The sequence below is a fragment of the Vibrio fortis genome (genome assembly GCF_024347475.1).
Lineage (GTDB): Bacteria > Pseudomonadota > Gammaproteobacteria > Enterobacterales > Vibrionaceae > Vibrio > Vibrio fortis.
In genome coordinates this window covers 1319143-1336769 of the sequence record NZ_AP025487.1, presented here as the reverse complement: position 1 = coordinate 1336769, position 17627 = coordinate 1319143, and the positions used below count along the sequence as shown (strand labels likewise).

The window sequence follows — 17627 nt, the reverse complement described above, 5'->3', positions numbered from 1 at the left end:
ATCACATAACACCTTCATTACCATTCTGTAGCATATGAACACAGTCACTAACTGGATAGACCATTAGATTTGAATTAGTCCGTTATAATCGCAGCAGTTTTGATAATGAATAGCGGTATTATGTTTCTGACACCATACGTTTCTACTGAAGAAAACAAATTTCAATTCACTCGTGAACAAGCTAGCCACTTCGCAAAAAAGGTAGCTGGTGATTTCAACCCAATTCACGATGAAGATAACAAACGCTTCTGTGTACCTGGCGACCTGCTGTTTGCTGTTTTACTGCAAAAGCAAGGCATCAGCCAAAAGATGCGTTTTGATTTTTCAGGCATGGTAAGCGATGGTATCGCACTAGATGTAGAAAACAAATGCGATAAAGAAAGTGCTGTTGTTGATGAAAAAGGCAAAGAGTACCTACACATGACATGTGAAGGTGAAACAAGCCAAGATCAAGCATTCATCGAGCATGTCGTAACTAACTACGTTCAGTTTTCTGGCATGAACTTCCCGCACATCATGGTTCCTCTTATGGAAGAGCAACAAATGATGATCAACTGCCAGCGTCCACTGGTTATCTATGAAAGCATGGAAGTAGAGTTCTCTCGTATCGACCTAACTCACCCAGAAGTTGAGTTCTCTGGCGCAACATTCGATGTTGAAGGCAAGCGTGGTGTTGTAACTCTTAACTTCGATTTTAAAGAAGATGGTGAAATTGTAGGTAAAGGCGTAAAGCGCATGGTAGCAAGTGGCCTTAAGCCATACGACCAAGCGTCAGTTGACGACCTAGTAAACCGCTTTAACGAGCGCAAAGACATGTTTCTAGCACAGTTCGCTGCAGCCGCTTAATCGCTCAAACACCCCGATAGTTCAAAGCGATAGCAAAAATTATAAAGCCCAGCTTGAGATAAGCTGGGCTTTTTGATGTCTGCGATTTGATAAACTACGTATAAGGTTTAAACAAAAAGAGCTTCACACTGTGAAGCTCTTTAAATCAAAACATTAGAAAATTAGTGGCGCTTTCTTAGTAAACCAACGCCTGCCAACATTAGCAGCCAGTGCCAACCAAATGAGCCACCACCGCCGGACTTAGCGACTTGGGTGCCATTGGATTTCGATATCATAATCTTGTCGGTATACCTAAGGTTGCCAAACTTAATTTGGTCTTGGCCCATAGAAATACTGGCATTTTTTGCATATGCGATCTTAATACTGTTATTCGTTTCTCGAACTAACGCTAGCGGAATAGATTCGGACTTAGAACCCGAAGCCTTATAGTATAAATAGCCATTGATATAAACATACATGACATCTGCGTCTTGCTCTGATGAAACACTAACATCTAACGTTACAGTACCTTTAGGAATCCCCTGAATACTGACTTGAGCTGTTTCACTGCTACTTAAATCTGGTGATACAATCTTACTTCCATCAACTTCCCACGCTTCAGTGCTCAATACTCCACTGTTAGGGATATCGATAAGATCCAATGCGGGCTGATTCAATTGACGCGCACCTATCACTTTGACATTACTCGTCACAGTTTCAGAACCGGCTAGGTTAGTGCTCACCTGAACACCAAATGAATTATCGCCCATAGTTTGAATGTCTTTTGTTACCTTAATTTGGCAGGTCTCACCGATGGCAACGTTACTACAAGTATTGTTAGTGATTACTGAATCAAATAGCGGTGTAAAATTAGAAACAGTAACGACCTGATCACTGTAGTTGCTGAATTCAAAGGTGTGGGTAACCTCCCCTGGAGTACGCATACCTAGATACTCATTTGCACGATAACTAAAGCCTCTCGTTCTATCAGCGATCCAAGATTCAAAGTGGCTTATGTTGGTATAGACCCCATAGGCATCTGCTTGAGCACATCCAACACCCCAACTCACAATCCCAAGTTGTTGATAGGAGTTGTTCGTCTTAACAACAATTGGGCCACCGCTGTCACCTTGACAAGAGTCTTTGCCTCCTTCGGGCAAGCCTGCACAAAAGGCATCATCACCAATATCGCTATAACCACTATCTTTGCCACCGGCGCTTTTACAAACAGATTGGTTAACAAGTGGAACAACTACTTGATACAGCTCGCTAGATGACGAGTAACCGCCTGATGCATTTTGATTTCCCCACCCCATCACAGTTAACGACTGACCATCCGGTAGGAGATTGCGCTCGCGACGATCAACAAGTGCTATAGTATTTTCTTGCGGTACTTTGGTTAGCTCCAATACAGCAATATCATTGCTAACGCCTTTATCAGCGTAGTTTTGATGCATATAGATATTTTTAACGGCATAGCGATGATCTTCAACGTCACTTGCCGCTAAATCAGATACACCAATTACAACATCAAGATCTTCAGCACTGATCGTTTCAACACAGTGTGCAGCCGTTAATACATAGCGCTTGCCAATAAAGCTCGCACCACAAAATTGACCGTTGTAAGCATCAACATTTTTTGAGACCAATGCAGTCATGAATGGCCAACTATCCGTAGCAGCCTGCTCACCATTAATGATTCGAGAAGAAACGTCAGCGAACGTTGACGTCGAAGAAAAACATGCCAATCCAATAACAGCGGACAGCAACTTAGCCTGTTTCATATTTTTACCTAACCTTTATTACTTTTCGATAATGGTCGCAGGCTAATTTATAAATAAACCATATGGTATCGAAGTTTATTATATTTGTGATATGCAACGAAATATGAGAGCCATTCTCATTTACAAGACAAGTCTACTTAAATCCAACGGCGAACTTTCTGTTTGTAATCAACGTATTCGGTACCAAACAGCGATTCTAATGCTCGTTCTTCAGGAAAGATTTGAAAGCGGTTCATGTAAATAACGAACAAGAAGCTAAGGGATACGCTGAGCAGGTTTTGCAGGTAATATCCGAAGCAAAATATCAAGATGAAAAGCGCAAGGTACATTGGATTTCGGCTGTACCCAAAGATGCCCGAATCAACAACCAGTGAGGCATTGTCGACTTTGATTGGGTTGACTGTGGTTTTGCGTTTTTTGAACTCCCAGACGGCAGAAACACCAATAATGCCGCTAACCAAAATACCTAATGCTGATATGACTCGCGAGTAAGGGAAAGGAAACGAAGCGAATGTCAGGCTATTAGCGAGCCAGTATGACAACAGTAAGATCACAACAAACAGCGCGAGCGGTGGGATTTTTAATTCCAAGAACTTCATAGCCTTCCTTATGCGATATTGAAGATATTAAAAAGCCCAGTGACTTACTGGGCTTCATTATTTATATCAATTTTTCAAGCGCTTGCAGTGGGTGAGCAAGTTTCTCACCTTCAAAACGCTTAACCTGACTTCTACAAGAATAGCCTGTTGCTAGGCATCGATCTTTAGGAAGATCTTGAATTTGTGGCTTCCAACTCAGTCCATAGATATCTTTCGACATCTGTAGCTTATCGACTTCGTGACCAAAAGTACCGGCCATACCACAACACCCAACAGGCACAGTGGTTAACCCGGCACCAAAGTGAGCGAATATTGCGCCCCACTCTTTCTCTGCGTTTGGCATTTTGGTCTTTTCAGTACAGTGAGAGAACAGATACCACATCTCTTGGTTAGATTCGCGAGCAGTAAACTCCTCAAGACGTGGCAACATCCACTCATGTACCGTGAGTACATCAAAATCACCACGCTTATCACCTAACACTTCTAAGTACTCATCGCGGTAACAGAGAACCAAAGCAGGATCGACACCCACCAGCGGAATACCGATATCAGCGATAAGTGATAGGAAATCAGCGGTAGATTTAGCGTTCTTGGCAAACTTACTTAGGAAGCCCTTAATGTGCTGAGCCTTACCATTCGGTTTGAATGGTAGCACGACTGGTGTTTTCCCAAGCTTGATAAGTAACGAAACAAAGTCTTCAACGACTTCTGCATCGTAGTAACTGGTAAATGGGTCTTGAACAATCAGAACGTGCTGTTGTTTTTGCTCATTCGACAAACCTTCCAAATACTGCAAGTCAAACGCCTTGAGCTGCTTCTCAGCCAGTCGCTTATCGAGTGTAGGCACTGACATCAGAGGCGCATCAACATAACCCACGGTCTTGGCTGTCGCGCTTTGCACCCACTTTTGAGACAGAGCTGCATTGACAACTTTTGGCGCTTTGGCCATTAACGGTAACATAGTTTCAATGTTTGCCACCAAGTAGTCTTTGGCTGGGCGTTGGTAACGAGAGTAGTAAATGTTTAAGAAACGAGAACGGAAGCTCGGAACGTCAACTTTAATCGGGCACTGGCTCGCACACGCTTTACAGGCAAGACAGCCATTCATCGCTTCGTGCACTTCATGAGAGAAGTCGTATTCGTGACGCTTGTTCAGAGAGTTACGAACACGCTCAATCATCGTTTTCACTGGTGTTGAATCGTTAAGAGCTTGCTGCTCCAAATCTAGAATATCGACACCTTGTTCAGTTAACTGGCGTAACCACTCACGCACTAAGCCCGCTCGACCCTTCGGAGAATGTCGACGGTCCGCCGTCACCTTCATCGATGGACACATTGGTGAGCTTGTGTCGTAGTTAAAGCATAAGCCGTTACCATTACATTCCATCGCTTGCTTGAAGCTATCACGGACTTGTACGTCAATCTGACGGTCGTAGTAACCGCGCTTAGTGTCGGTAACTTTAACCAGTTCTGCGTCACTATCCAGCGGTGTACAGATCTTACCTGGGTTCATCTTGTTATGTGGGTCAAATGCCGCCTTAACTCGACGAAGCTCAGTGAACAGCTCCTGACCAAAGAAATCAGGTCCGTACTCAGAGCGGAAGCCCTTGCCGTGCTCACCCCACATCAGGCCGCCATATTTGGCAACCAGCTTAACAACCTCGTCAGAGACTTCGTGCATTAAAGCTTCTTGTAGTGGATCGCAAAGATCCAGCGCTGGACGCACGTGTAAAACACCCGCATCAACGTGACCAAACATGCCATAGTTGAGAGATTTAGCATCAAGCAGTTCGCGGAACTCAGCAATAAAGTCAGCCAAGTTTTCAGGCGGAACACAAGTATCTTCAGCGAACGCGACTGGCTTAGCGCGCCCTTTTGCTGCGCCAAGCAGGCCTACGGCTTTTTTACGCATATTATAGATACGACCGATGCTCGCTAAATCGCTACACACCTGGAATCCGATGATGCCCGCTTCTTCCGCTTCAAGCATTTGACTCAAGCGCTCAGTTAAGGCGCTGACTTGCGCTTCTACTTCAGCTTCATCTTGACCAGCAAACTCAACCATATTAATGCCGAGCATCTCTTTGTTCGGCACATCGGTCAGCAAGTCACTTACTGTGTGCCAAACAATATCTTGCTTAGCGAGATTCAATACACGTGAGTCCACGGTTTCGACAGATAGAGCGTTCGCTTCCACCATAAACGGAGCATTACGCAATGCAGAGTCAAACGAATTGTACTTCACGTTGACCAACGTTCGTGCTTTTGGAATAGGAGTCAGATTTAGCTTAGCTTCCGTAATAAAAGCCAATGACCCTTCAGCACCACACAGCACGCGAGTGATATCAAAACGATCGTTTTCTTCATTCAACGCGTTCTTTAGGTCGTAACCAGTAAGAAAACGGTTCAATGGTGGGAATTTTTCTAGGATTTGTTGGCGCTTTTCACGACAAACAGATTCCGTTACCTCTAACGCTTCATGTGCGAACTCGCCAACGTTAGGTAACCCATTTGAAAGATCAGATTCCAGAATAGAACCGTCGGCAAACACCGCTTGCAGTGACAATACGTGGTCGGAAGTTTTGCCGTATTTCAATGAACCTTGGCCTGAAGCATCTGTATTAATCATGCCGCCTAGGGTGGCGCGATTACTGGTTGAAAGGTCTGGAGAGAAGAAATAGCCATAAGGGCGAACTGCATCGTTTAGCTGATCTTTAACGATACCGGCTTGAACACGAACCCAACCCTCCTTCTCATTTATCTCAATAACTCGATTCATGTAACGAGAGAGGTCAACAACCACACCTTTCGTCAAAGATTGACCATTCGTCCCAGTGCCACCACCACGAGGGGAAAAGGTTACCCTTTCATACGTGGATTTCGCGCTGATTTTTCCGACTAATGAAACATCGTGAGTGGTTTTAGGGAGTACCACCGCCTGTGGCAGCTGTTGATAAACACTGTTATCGGTCGCGACGGCTAAACGGCTTGAATAATGAGATTCGATGTCACCAGTAAAACCGGCCGCTTTTAACTCTTCTAAAAAGCGAACAACAACTGGATCGACATCAGCATTGAGTTGAAGTCTTGGTAACATTTGCTTCCTGCCCCTACTTCGCTGATCCTATCAGCAATGGGTTAAATTAGAATTTTAATAATTTTCTTTGAATTTCGTCACTTTACTACTAATAAGTTCATATAAAAAGGTGATCAAATAAGAATCTCAATGCAAGAATGCAATAATAGTCACTTTTCTATTCTTTCAGTAGTAACATACTGGATATCGTTTTGTTAAAGATACCCATGAGCACAATATAATGAGAAAAAATAAAACAGTCACAACGGAAGACATTCTTCTAAAACTATGCCAATCGGTATCTAGTGTACTGACTTCTGCGACAGCTTCTTCTGTTCAATACTCAGCGATGGTCCAAAAGATCAGTAAGACCAGCCTTAAGCCAGATTTTGGTTGTTTTGTTCTATTCGACGGCGGTTTTTCTGGTCTAGTTGTTATCAACTTCACTTCAAAAGCGGCTCTAGAGATCTACACCAACTACATGCGCAACATGGGCATGCCAGAAGATGAGCTTGCTGTACTGCACACCTCTGATGAAGTGGGCGATGTTTTGGGTGAACTAATGAACCAACTGGTTGGCGACTTTACTAATAAGGTACGCAAAGAGCTGCAAACCAACATTACTCAGAACCAACCTAAAATGCTGGCGCTGAACAAACAAGTAAACCTGTCTGTCGACACCAACCTAGACCGCCCACAAGCGCGCCGTGTTACCTTCTCTACTGAAAAGAACAACATCTTCTACCTAGAGCTGGCAATGGACAAAACTGAGTTTATTCAGCTTGAGGAATTTGAAATTTCTGAAGACGAATGCCCAGACAGCATTTTAGAGGCAACTCAAAAGAAAATGAACGATGAAAAATCAGACAACAAACCGTCTGACAACGACGCAGCAGCAGACCTACTTGACGAGCTAGGCATCTAAGCGAAATCTCATTTTCATACACTAAACACCATCATACATTTGATGGTGTTTTTCGTTTCTATCCCCCAAATCCATACTTCCCCTTCCAATTACTGACACGAGTTTTACTTTCTGTTACTCGCTAAAACGGGTAAAATGTCGGACTTTTAAAAAAATGTGGTAATGATTAAGTCAGTCGATGGATAAGAAAAGAGCCCTCAAAAAAATTGCCAAGTGCCTAGAACTTGGAAACTCAGCCAACGTTAACGAAGCCGCTAACGCGATCAAAATGGCGCATAACTTGATGCTCAAATACGGCCTCGAGAAGGACGATATTGAATTCATCAAGATGGGGAAAACTCAATCAACACATCTGCTTCCGGCTAACATTAGCTCGACTCTTTTGCGTGTCATCCGTGGTATCAATACTAAATTTGGAGTAGAAGCCGTTCTACTTAACCACAAAGGCCTTAAACGCGCTGAATTCATCGGTGAAGCGGATCGTGCAATTTTCGCCGCTTTCGCCTTCGACATCATCTATCGTGAAATGAACGAGCATACTGGCCAATTCCGTAACAGCTTCGCAGGTTCTGGAACCAGTTCGACGGAAGTCACGCGCAGAGTAAACTCATTTGTTTCTGGCTGGGTTGAGGGTGCGCTTGAAAAACTACCTACGATCACACCCGATGACGAGTCAAATAACAAAATTAACAACTATATTGATAAAGAGTTTAAAAACATCGACCGCGAAACTTTTAAGCAGCAACTGAAAGAAGCAATGAAGAATCTCACTGCTGATTATGAAGTAGGCTTAAAGAAAGGTCGTAAGCTGTCTGTAAACCGCCCTGTAGCGGGTGCTCAGGCAGCAAAACGGATTACCAAATCCTAATACCGGGTTTACTTAACAGTAAACCGCTGATAAATATTTCCTTCGACGGATATACAGAACAATATGTTTGTCATACACATCGACTGTTATGACTGAAGTACAACATGGAGACAACACGTTGAAAAAAATCACATTAGCACTTGCGCTGACTATCGCTCTAACTGGCTGTCAGGCGACTCAGCGTCAAAACGCAACAACAGGTGAAACTGAAACAAACTCTGCGACACAAGGTGCACTTATTGGTGCTATAGCTGGTGCCGTAGCGGGCGCTGCAACGGGTGATGACTCTAAAGATCGTCGTAAGCGTGCACTGATTGGTGCAGCAGGTGGCGCGGCTGTCGGTGGTGGTATTGGCTACTACTTCGACCAGCAAGAAGCAGCTTTACGTCAAGAACTACTGAATTCAGGTGTTCAAGTAGAGCGTGTTGGCGAAAACCAACTACTACTTCGCCTAGAAAACGGCATCGGTTTTGAATCTGGCTCTTACGCTCTTGAGTCAAGTATTCACAATACATTGCGTGGCGTGGCGCGTATCCTGGTTGAATACCCTGACACAAGCCTAGTGATCGATGGCCACACTGATAGCACAGGTAGCGAGTCTACTAACCAAATCCTATCTGAGCGTCGTGCTGAATCTGTACGTGCATTCTTGATCTCTCAAGATGTTGCTGCAGGCCGTGCTATTGCTCGTGGTAACGGTGAACGCTACCCAATCTGTGACAACGGTACATCTCAAGGTCGAGCATGTAACCGCCGCGTAGAGATTCAAATTCTACCGCTGAAATAATCTCGATTAAGCCCAGCCAAATCGCTGGGCTTTTTTATAGGAACTACCGAGAAAGATGGATGTATGTTGCATAAGCTCCCTTTAATCCCCCTACTTTTTTGTCTTTTTAGCCCCCAGTCATTTGCAGAGATTACACAGCAAGAGCTTATTCAGCTTCAAGAGAAAGCCAACCTAGGCAATTCAGAAGATGAATTTCGTTTAGCGGATAGCTACTTGGCTGAATCTAACATCAGAAACGAAGAGGAAGCCTTCTATTGGTTTTCGCGTGCCGCAGAGCAAGGTCACCAACAAGCTCAACTGCAAACCGCTGATATGCTAGTCAAGGGACAAGGTACTCAAAAGGACATCAATGCAGCTGCACTTTGGTATACGCAACTGGCTATAGAAGGTAATTCTCACGCCGCATACAAATTGGGAGAGCTCTACGAGCTGGAAACAGGGTCATTTGATGCACTTGACCAAGCAGAACTTTGGTATCGCTTAGCCAGCTCCCAGCTGCCTCAGGCACAACAGGCTTATGAGCGAGTCCTGCAAGCACAATTTAATAAGCGCCGCTCCGAGCAAGTCTCATCATTTAAGGCGCTTGATGAGCAATATAGTGAGCAAACGACAACTCAAGCACCCGCTTCGTCTATCGTAACCACTACGCTACCCTCACAAGCCACGCTTCAATCTGATCAAGAAAACAACGTTTCTCAGAACATAATCATCGGCTTGGCGATTACTATCATGCTACTGATTGGCTTCTCTGGCTTTCTAATCACAAAGCTTCGTAAAGGTGCTCAAACCAAGACTGAAGATATCAGCCGAGAACAGATCAAGCTTAAAGATATCCAACTATCACAACAAAAACACCAAATCGCGACACTCTATAAGGAGTTGAAGAAGCGCCAAAACAGTAAGAGTAACCATAACCTACAATTGGCGTGTGCTGTATTTGGGTATAAAAGCTCGGCCATCCCTGAACAAAAACAGATCAAAATTCGTTATAAGCAACTGTCTAAAATCTATCACCCCGATGGCCAAGGAAGTGATGAAGAGATGAAAAGACTGAATGCTGCCCTGAAAACAATTTTACAAAATGTTACCAAAACGTAACAAATAAAATCTAGCGGGAACGACCTAGTGCACGGAAACCCATTTTTATTGGTGTCGCAAACGATCTCCCTCTCAAAAACAGGTAACAAACAATTAACTTTTTAGTCCTACTTGTGTCATAATTCACGCCGAAAATACACCTGACGATACAGGTGAGGAGAGAATATGTTCACAATTGAAGGCGTATGTGATTGGTGTAAAAAGCCAAGCCTAGTAAAAAAACATGACTACCTTGATGGTAAGTCTCATTGTTCATGTGAAGAATGCAATGACATTGCAACCATGGACGTTCGCCAGTTCAATATCGGCGAAATGGAAATGAGAGCAAAACTCTCCGAGGCAACAAGAAGATAATAGTTACCTCAACACGGAAGTAAAAAAGCGCCAATCGAGGCGCTTTTTTGATCGCCACGAATAGCGCCCACCTAACCACTCTTTATTCGACAAGCGATTAGCAATAATCTCCTTCCCCCTTCAAAACACCCGGTATTTAGAATCTCCGATCTATCTAAACCTACTCTCTCCCCTATACAGTACTTTTAGAAAACCACTGTATAAACCTGTATAGAAACAGTGCTGTAGATCTCAAACCTTCCTAATCATGAGAAATTTTGCGAATTCATTCAAATTTAAAAACACAAACAAAAACAACACCTTAGCTATAAATGTCAATTAAAATCAGATTTTCTGTACATAATTTCCCCAAAAAATTGCTTGATCTTATGCACCACAAAAACTACTGTATACACATACAGCATGTATATAAGGACAGCAAAAATGATTCCAGCTCACGTAAAAGCACAACACTCTAGCCCGCTAGTTCAATGCGCATTTTCTGCGGCATCGCATCTGCCGCAAAGCTCTAATCAATCTCGCCATCAAGCCGACTTGCTAGCGCGTATGGCTTTGCTGTCCAATCAAGAGCAATGGTTGCTATTCACAGCACAAACCCCTCGCCCTTCGGCAAAAGAACTCTCTCAGTTCAATATTTGTTGCGAACGCATCATTCATATGAAGCCTTCTCGTCAAATGAGCGAAATGGAGACAGTAGAGAAAGCGATACGCTCTCGAAACGCCAGTGCAATTGTCGCGAGTAACCAGATCGATGCATTTGGTCAACAGTACTTACGTGAGCTCGCTATTCAATATCAATGTGAAGTCTTCTTTGTTGAGTCCAGCACTACTCATCACATTCACTAATCGAACACTGCCTACCCCGCTCTTTTCTGTCGAAACCAACGACAGCATTGAGCGGGGTTTTATTTTTTGTAAAGAACGAGTAAGCGCAAAGAATATAGTGGATAGAAAAGAAACAGCGGATTAAAAAGAAATAGGCAAACGTTTGCTTTTTCTCTGGAAGCAGAATTTAGATTGGGTATAATGCCCACCTAATCGAGTGTGTTATGCACTTCTCTGTATGACGTTTGATAAAAGATAGGAATGTCTAAATGAGCCTCGCTGATCAAGTTCTAGCCGTAAATGATGATCTACCCATCCGTACTGATAAACCTGTCCACAGTGGCAAAGTTCGCTCAGTTTACTGGTTAACCGAAGAAGATAGTCAAAGACTAATTAAAGAGAAAGGCTACGATGTCGCACCTGATGCGCCGTTAGCAATCATGGTTATTAGTGACCGTATCTCTGCGTTTGACTGTATTTGGCATGGCGAAGGCGGCTTAAAAGGTGTTCCTGGTAAAGGCGCTGCACTCAACGCTATCTCTAACCACTGGTTTAAGCTGTTTAAAGATAACGGTCTGGCTGACAGTCACATTCTAGATATCCCTCACCCATTCGTTTGGATTGTACAAAAAGCACGTCCTGTGATGATTGAAGCGATTTGTCGCCAATACATTACTGGTTCAATGTGGCGTGCATACGCAAATGGTGAACGCGAGTTCTGTGGCATCGAAATGCCAGAAGGACTAGAGAAAGATAAGAAGCTTCCAGAGCTACTGATCACACCGTCGACTAAGGGTATTCTTAAGGGCATTCCTGGCGTACCAGAAGCTGATGATGTCAATATCACTCGTCAGAATATCGAGCAGAACTTCGCAGCATTTAACTTCACAAAAGAGAGCGATATTGCTCACTACGAAAAGCTACTAAAAGAAGGCTTTGGCGTGATTAGTGAAGCATTGAACAAGGTTGATCAAACCTTCGTTGATACCAAGTTTGAGTTTGGTTACGTCAACGATGCTCAAGGCAATGAAAAACTCATCTACATGGATGAAGTTGGCACGCCAGATTCATCACGTATTTGGGATACCGAAGAGTACAACAAAGGCAACATCGTCGAGAACTCTAAAGAAGGCTTCCGCCAGTTCTTGCTGAACCACTTCCCAGATGCTGACATTCTACTTAACAAAGAGCGCATGCCTGAACGTGAAGCGTTGGCTCGTGATAACGAACTGCCGCTTGATGCGCTAATGTCACTGTCTCGTACCTACCTTGATATTGCTGAAAAGATTACAGGTAGCAAAATTGAGTTGAGCGATAATCCTAAGCAAGAGATCGTTGACATCTTACGTGCTGAGTACAACCTAATCGACTAACACTCCTTTTTATCAATAAGGTCTGTTACTCAAAGGGCCGCTTATCGCTTTATTAATCAGTAAATCGATTAATGAAGTTGATAAGCGGCCCTTTGTTGTTATTCAACTTGGCGTCGAGATAATACTCACTGTGGTTGGTACAACGCCTCGCTATCTATAACTCTATAACTTTATTGTGAACTCTTCCGCTGAGCTTCCCGTGATCACCAAGTGGCTTCGTGATTCGATGTACTCGATCTGCTCATCCTCCAACGAGTACGGCATGACTACTTTTAGTTCATTAATGCCTTCCAACTTTGCCAGCTTAAGTAATGTCACGATGTTCGACTCATCACTCTTTCGCGTAGAGAGCGACTTGAGTGCTTTTTCCCATAAACGATCTTCCGGAGTCGCCAGATCTTTGATGCTATCTTTCCAAACCGTACCGAACACAGGGGCAAATGTGGTGAGTGCTTCTAGAAAAGTCCATTTTTTGTCGCATGACGCGCCAAGAAAGTTTGTGTAATCAAATTCTACACAGGTTTCTTTTTGTTTATCCATGATGTCCCCCGACACATTGGCAACACAATATACTTTTAATATCCACTAACTCTTTCTTTATAGCAATAGGATATAGAAGAATGGTCTTTTATGACCTTTTGATTGGTTAAAAAGGCATATAAAAATCAATTTTGTAACAAAAGACGCACTGAAAACTCATATATGCGTCTATTTGATTAATATTTTACAAATTGAAGTAATTCGTCTTATTTTACGTCCAAAACTCGGCTCGCTTTCTTGTACTGGATACGCCAACCTGACCAAACGGGCAGCTCCCAGCGCTTGGGCGGAGTTTTGCGTCCACCGCTTGAATAATGAACATACACTAGCTTTCTCTGAGGAAGATATTCGACATCGAGCTGGAGGTCGGCCAATAGTAAATGGAATGGGTATTTTTCTGCAAATTCCGCGTACTCCCAATATGGAATACCATCAAATGGGATATCTTCTGCATCAAACATCTCTAGCTCATCGACTTGGCTCACGCCTAACTCTTCTAGCTGCGCTGCAAACCAATCGACAAAGTTGAGCGCTTCGATTTCTGGCGAGTACTCACAACATTCACTCAAACCCATTCTCACATAGAGCTGCCAATGCTTGATCTCTTGAGTTCTCTGTTTTGCAAATCCTTCCAAATATTGGTCATTAAGAACCATATCAATGACAGGTTTAAGTGAAAGCTGACCTTGAGCCTCAATCAATTTGGTATCAATCACGCGGCCTGCGTAAATCAAAGACATGGTTGTGAATACCTGACCAGCGTTATCTGATGACCCTTCTACAACGGTTTCTCCTTGTTGCCACTCACCCAACTCTTGTTCGACAAGCAACTGAATTGGAATCGGAGCCACCGTCGTGGCTAACGTCAACGTCTGTTTTACGCCTCGCCCCGGTAAACTATAGGTATCAAGCACTAACAAAGCTTCACTGCTGTCTGGAACTCGATTTTCCCTACCTAACATGACTTCGAGCTCCCCATTGGCAAATGCCTCTCGACGCTTAGTTCTGCGAACAAACGCAAGCTCTGGGTGCAGGCGTAAAATCTCTTTGAGTAAATCGACCCTATTATATCGAGACGCGACTTCCAGTTGAGGTAACTCAAACAGCTCGCGCATCTGCTCAGCTAAACCTTGAGCTTCTAATAATGCTTGCTTATCGATTACAAGATGAGGGTATTCTTTACCACGGACGACACCGATTAATAGCGTAAGATCGCAGCCCTCTTTCTCTTCTTTGAACAGAGCATCTAACTGTTCTGGGTTATTCGGTAGCTGATAAAGCCGAGCAGGCACTGAGAGTGCTGCGGTAAGATCAATCATCGCTTCTTTAAGCGCTTTGGTCTTAATTCGGGTCACGATATCTGCATGCAAGGCATCGATAGGTAACGGATACATGCGTTTACCATGTTCTGTCGCCTTCCCTTCACTGTCTATCGCTTCCATCAAAAGCAAAGTCTGCTTCGCTTTTAACAGTGACTTTTCCGGTAACTCATCTAATAGGTCTAAATCTTCAAGCCTCATCTGACAGCAGGCTGCCGCTAACATCGGCTCAATCAACTCTTCACGTTGCATCTCAGGTGGCGTTACGAGCTCAAGTGCAGCATGTTCACCGAATAGACGAACACACTTACCGTCCATAACGCGCCCCGCACGCCCTGCTCGCTGTTTCGCACTGGCTTGTGATATAGCCTTCAATGTCAGAGTCGTTCTACCATTACGCTGAACCGTTCTTCGCTCAAGACCAGAGTCTATCACTAACGCAATATTTGGAATGGTTAGGGAGGTCTCGGCCACGTTAGTTGCCAGAATCACTTTGGTTTTTCGCTGTGGTGTATCTAACGGGATATCTGACAATGCACGATTACGTTCGCCATCTGAAACCGATGCATAGAGCGGGCATACGCCAATCCCGTCTATGGCATTCAGTGCCTGAGCCGTTTGTAGGATCTCTTTTTTACCCGGCAGGAAAACAAGAATATCGCCACTGCACGCTACTAACTGCTGCTTCACTTCATCAGCAACGCGTCGCTCTATATTACGACTATCTGGTAAATGACGAGAGTCTGACGCTCGATGCTCAATAGCGACATGGTAGTTTCGACCTTCGCAGGTGATGCGCTTTGCATTGAGATAGTGCGCAAGCTTCGCACCTTCGATTGTCGCCGACGTTACGACTAGTCGATGTTGGCTACGCGCTTTTAAGATCGCAACCAACAAATCAATATCCCAGCGACGCTCATGAAATTCATCAACCACTACAATATCGAACGTCTTCAACCCATCTTCTACTAACCAGCGCAACGCAACACCCTGGGTAACAAATGTCACCTGAGTCGATTCGTTGTACTTGGCTTCGAGCTTAATCGCATAACCCACCTCTTCTCCAAGTGGCTTACCTGATGACGTCGCTAAGAACTCAGCCAGCGAAGTACAAGCAATACGTCTCGGCTCAATCACTAATACTCGACCATGCTTTGACGCCCAAACCGGTAAACGCGTCGACTTACCAGAGCCGGTTTCGGCTTCTACAACGAGGTGGCTTGAAGGGAGGAGTTCATGAAGTGCATGTTGATAAGAATCGATGGGTAGTAGAGACATAAAAGGTGTCAATAGATGAAAAATGTGAGCTAAGTATACCTAAATCTTGGCTCGATATTCGAGAAGTGTGGCAAAGCAGTGAGATCGTCATTTTGTTTGGTTATATAAGGGATAAACAGTTTACAATTGAATAACTAAACCGTTATCATTTTTTCCGTTTTTCTTTCTCCCATATTAGGCTTCCAATGAACAACGACAAACGTCCTCTGTACATCCCATATTCAGGCCCTGCGCTACTAAGTACTCCTCTTCTAAATAAAGGCAGTGCATTCACCGCTGAAGAGCGTTCTTCTTTTAACTTAGAAGGCCTTCTGCCTGAAAATACAGAAACGATTCAAGAGCAAGTTGGTCGTGCTTACAAGCAGTACTGCAACTTCGAAAGCGACATGGATAAGCACATTTACCTGCGCAACATCCAAGATACTAACGAAACACTCTTCTATCGTTTAGTTCAGAATCATATCTCTGAAATGATGCCAATCATCTACACACCAACAGTAGGTGCGGCATGTGAAAACTTTTCTAACATCTACCGTCGTGGTCGTGGTCTGTTTATCTCTTACCCGAACCGTGATCGTATCGATGACCTACTGAACAATGCGACAAACCACAACGTAAAAGTAATCGTGGTAACGGACGGTGAGCGCATTCTTGGTTTGGGAGACCAAGGTATCGGTGGTATGGGTATTCCAATTGGTAAGCTTTCTCTATACACAGCATGTGGCGGCATCAGCCCAGCTTACATGCTACCTATCGTTCTTGATGTTGGTACCAACAACCCGCAACGTCTAGCAGATCCAATGTACATGGGTTGGCGCCATCCTCGTATTACGGGTGCGGATTACGACGCATTCGTTGAAGAGTTCATTCAAGCCGTTCAACGTCGTTGGCCAGATGCATTAGTTCAATTTGAGGATTTCGCTCAGAAGAACGCAATGCCACTACTTGAGCGCTACAAAAACCGCATCTGTTGTTTCAACGATGATATTCAAGGTACCGCTGCAGTAACCGTTGGTTCACTATTGGCGGCTTGTAAAGCGGCGGGCAGCAAACTATCTGAGCAGCGCGTAACATTCTTAGGTGCAGGCTCTGCAGGCTGTGGTATCGCAGAAGCGATCATCGCACAAATGGTGTCTGAAGGTATCAGCGACGAGCAAGCTCGCTCACAAGTTTACATGGTTGACCGTTGGGGTCTGCTACAAGAAGGCATGCCAAACCTACTGGACTTCCAACAACGTCTAGTTCAAACCAATAAGAACACTGAAGGTTGGGAAACAGAAGGTACTGGTTTCTCGCTACTGGATGTTGTACGTAACGCGAAACCTACTGTACTTGTTGGTGTTTCGGGCGCGCCGGGTCTGTTCAGTAAAGAAGTTATCCAAGAGATGAACCTTCACTGTGAACGCCCAATAGTGTTCCCTCTATCTAACCCAACAAGCCGTGTTGAAGCGACGCCAAACGACATCATTCGTTGGACAGAAGGCCAAGCACTTGTTGCAACAGGTAGCCCGTTTGAGCCAGTGACTCACAAAGGCACAACTTACCCAATCGCACAATGTAACAACAGCTACATCTTCCCGGGTATTGGTCTTGGTGTTCTAGCGGTTAATGCTTCTCGCATTACCGACGAAATGTTGATGGAATCAAGCCGTGCACTAGCGACTTGTTCTCCACTAGCAATCAATGGCTCTGGTGCTCTTCTACCACCATTGGAAGAGATCCACACTGTCTCTAAGAAGATTGCTTTTGCCGTTGGTAAGAAAGCGATCGAGCAAGGTGTTGCGCTAGAAATTACAGAAGAAGCGCTACAACAAGCTATCGACCAGCACTTCTGGCAGCCAGTGTACCGTCGCTATAAGCGTACTGCTTTCTAAGCCAGACTAACGACTGTCTCTAAAGCCTCTGCCTAGCAGGGGCTTTTTTTTTCATTTTGGCATCAGTTAATCGTTCATTTTTATAAGATATTTTTGTTACTA

At 44.2% G+C, this 17627-nt stretch carries 14 protein-coding genes; 9 read left to right on the top strand and 5 right to left on the bottom strand.

The genetic code is table 11. The features are described from left to right. Nucleotides 1-120: 120 nt before the first annotated feature. Nucleotides 121-846, top strand: a complete 726-nt coding sequence (locus OCV50_RS06050; protein WP_032549220.1) for a DUF3581 domain-containing protein — start codon at nt 121-123, stop codon at nt 844-846. A 161-nt stretch (nt 847-1007) separates the two neighbouring features. Here the strand turns inward: OCV50_RS06050 and OCV50_RS06045 are convergent, their stop codons facing one another. The 3 genes from OCV50_RS06045 to ydiJ all read right to left on the bottom strand — a co-directional run bounded on the left by OCV50_RS06045 (nt 1008) and on the right by ydiJ (nt 6305). Further along, entirely contained in the window at nt 1008-2609 is a 1602-nt protein-coding gene (locus tag OCV50_RS06045) for a trypsin-like serine protease (protein WP_261903967.1), read from the bottom strand. 137 nt (nt 2610-2746) lie between these two features. After that, the gene (locus OCV50_RS06040; RefSeq protein WP_261903966.1) at nt 2747-3208 is read right to left on the bottom strand and encodes a methyltransferase family protein; all 462 of its coding nucleotides are present in this window, start codon (nt 3206-3208) and stop codon (nt 2747-2749) included. Between the two features lie 61 nt (nt 3209-3269). Beyond that, nucleotides 3270-6305 carry a D-2-hydroxyglutarate dehydrogenase YdiJ gene (gene ydiJ, locus OCV50_RS06035; protein WP_261903965.1) on the bottom strand — a complete coding sequence of 1012 codons (3036 nt, stop codon included), beginning with the start codon at nt 6303-6305 and terminating at the stop codon, nt 3270-3272. A gap of 220 nt (nt 6306-6525) precedes the next feature. Between ydiJ and OCV50_RS06030 the strand changes: the two genes are divergently transcribed. From OCV50_RS06030 to OCV50_RS06000, 7 genes are all read left to right on the top strand, one after another. Next, the gene (locus tag OCV50_RS06030; RefSeq protein ID WP_239840736.1) at nt 6526-7209 is read left to right on the top strand and encodes a DUF3334 family protein; all 684 of its coding nucleotides are present in this window, start codon (nt 6526-6528) and stop codon (nt 7207-7209) included. A 178-nt stretch (nt 7210-7387) separates the two neighbouring features. Further along, on the top strand, nt 7388-8077 hold the full coding sequence (locus OCV50_RS06025) for a DUF2786 domain-containing protein (RefSeq protein ID WP_032549226.1): 690 nt from the start codon (nt 7388-7390) through the stop codon (nt 8075-8077). A gap of 118 nt (nt 8078-8195) precedes the next feature. Beyond that, on the top strand, nt 8196-8864 hold the full coding sequence (locus OCV50_RS06020; protein WP_239840735.1) for an OmpA family protein: 669 nt from the start codon (nt 8196-8198) through the stop codon (nt 8862-8864). Between the two features lie 63 nt (nt 8865-8927). Then, nucleotides 8928-9962 carry a hypothetical protein gene (locus OCV50_RS06015; protein WP_261903964.1) on the top strand — a complete coding sequence of 345 codons (1035 nt, stop codon included), beginning with the start codon at nt 8928-8930 and terminating at the stop codon, nt 9960-9962. Between the two features lie 165 nt (nt 9963-10127). Next, nucleotides 10128-10316, top strand: coding sequence for a hypothetical protein (locus OCV50_RS06010; protein ID WP_032549228.1), 189 nt, complete (start codon nt 10128-10130; stop codon nt 10314-10316). Nucleotides 10317-10739: 423 nt separating this feature from the next. After that, complete coding sequence (locus OCV50_RS06005; RefSeq protein WP_239840733.1) at nt 10740-11162, top strand: SulA-like leucine-rich domain-containing protein; 423 nt, start codon at nt 10740-10742, stop codon at nt 11160-11162. Nucleotides 11163-11410: 248 nt separating this feature from the next. Further along, on the top strand, nt 11411-12514 hold the full coding sequence (locus tag OCV50_RS06000; RefSeq protein ID WP_261903963.1) for a phosphoribosylaminoimidazolesuccinocarboxamide synthase: 1104 nt from the start codon (nt 11411-11413) through the stop codon (nt 12512-12514). A 162-nt stretch (nt 12515-12676) separates the two neighbouring features. Here OCV50_RS06000 and OCV50_RS05995 read toward each other — a convergent pair whose 3' ends face one another. Together OCV50_RS05995 and OCV50_RS05990 are read right to left on the bottom strand one after the other, a co-directional pair. Continuing rightward, nucleotides 12677-13054 (bottom strand): transporter, encoded by a 378-nt coding sequence (locus OCV50_RS05995; protein ID WP_239840731.1) that lies wholly within the window; start codon nt 13052-13054, stop codon nt 12677-12679. A 206-nt stretch (nt 13055-13260) separates the two neighbouring features. After that, the gene (locus OCV50_RS05990; RefSeq protein WP_261903962.1) at nt 13261-15651 is read right to left on the bottom strand and encodes a helicase-related protein; all 2391 of its coding nucleotides are present in this window, start codon (nt 15649-15651) and stop codon (nt 13261-13263) included. Nucleotides 15652-15836: 185 nt separating this feature from the next. On the opposite strand from OCV50_RS05990, the gene OCV50_RS05985 reads away from it, so the two are divergent. Further along, nucleotides 15837-17525, top strand: a complete 1689-nt coding sequence (locus tag OCV50_RS05985; protein ID WP_239840729.1) for an NAD-dependent malic enzyme — start codon at nt 15837-15839, stop codon at nt 17523-17525. The last annotated feature ends 102 nt before the right edge of the window (nt 17526-17627 follow it).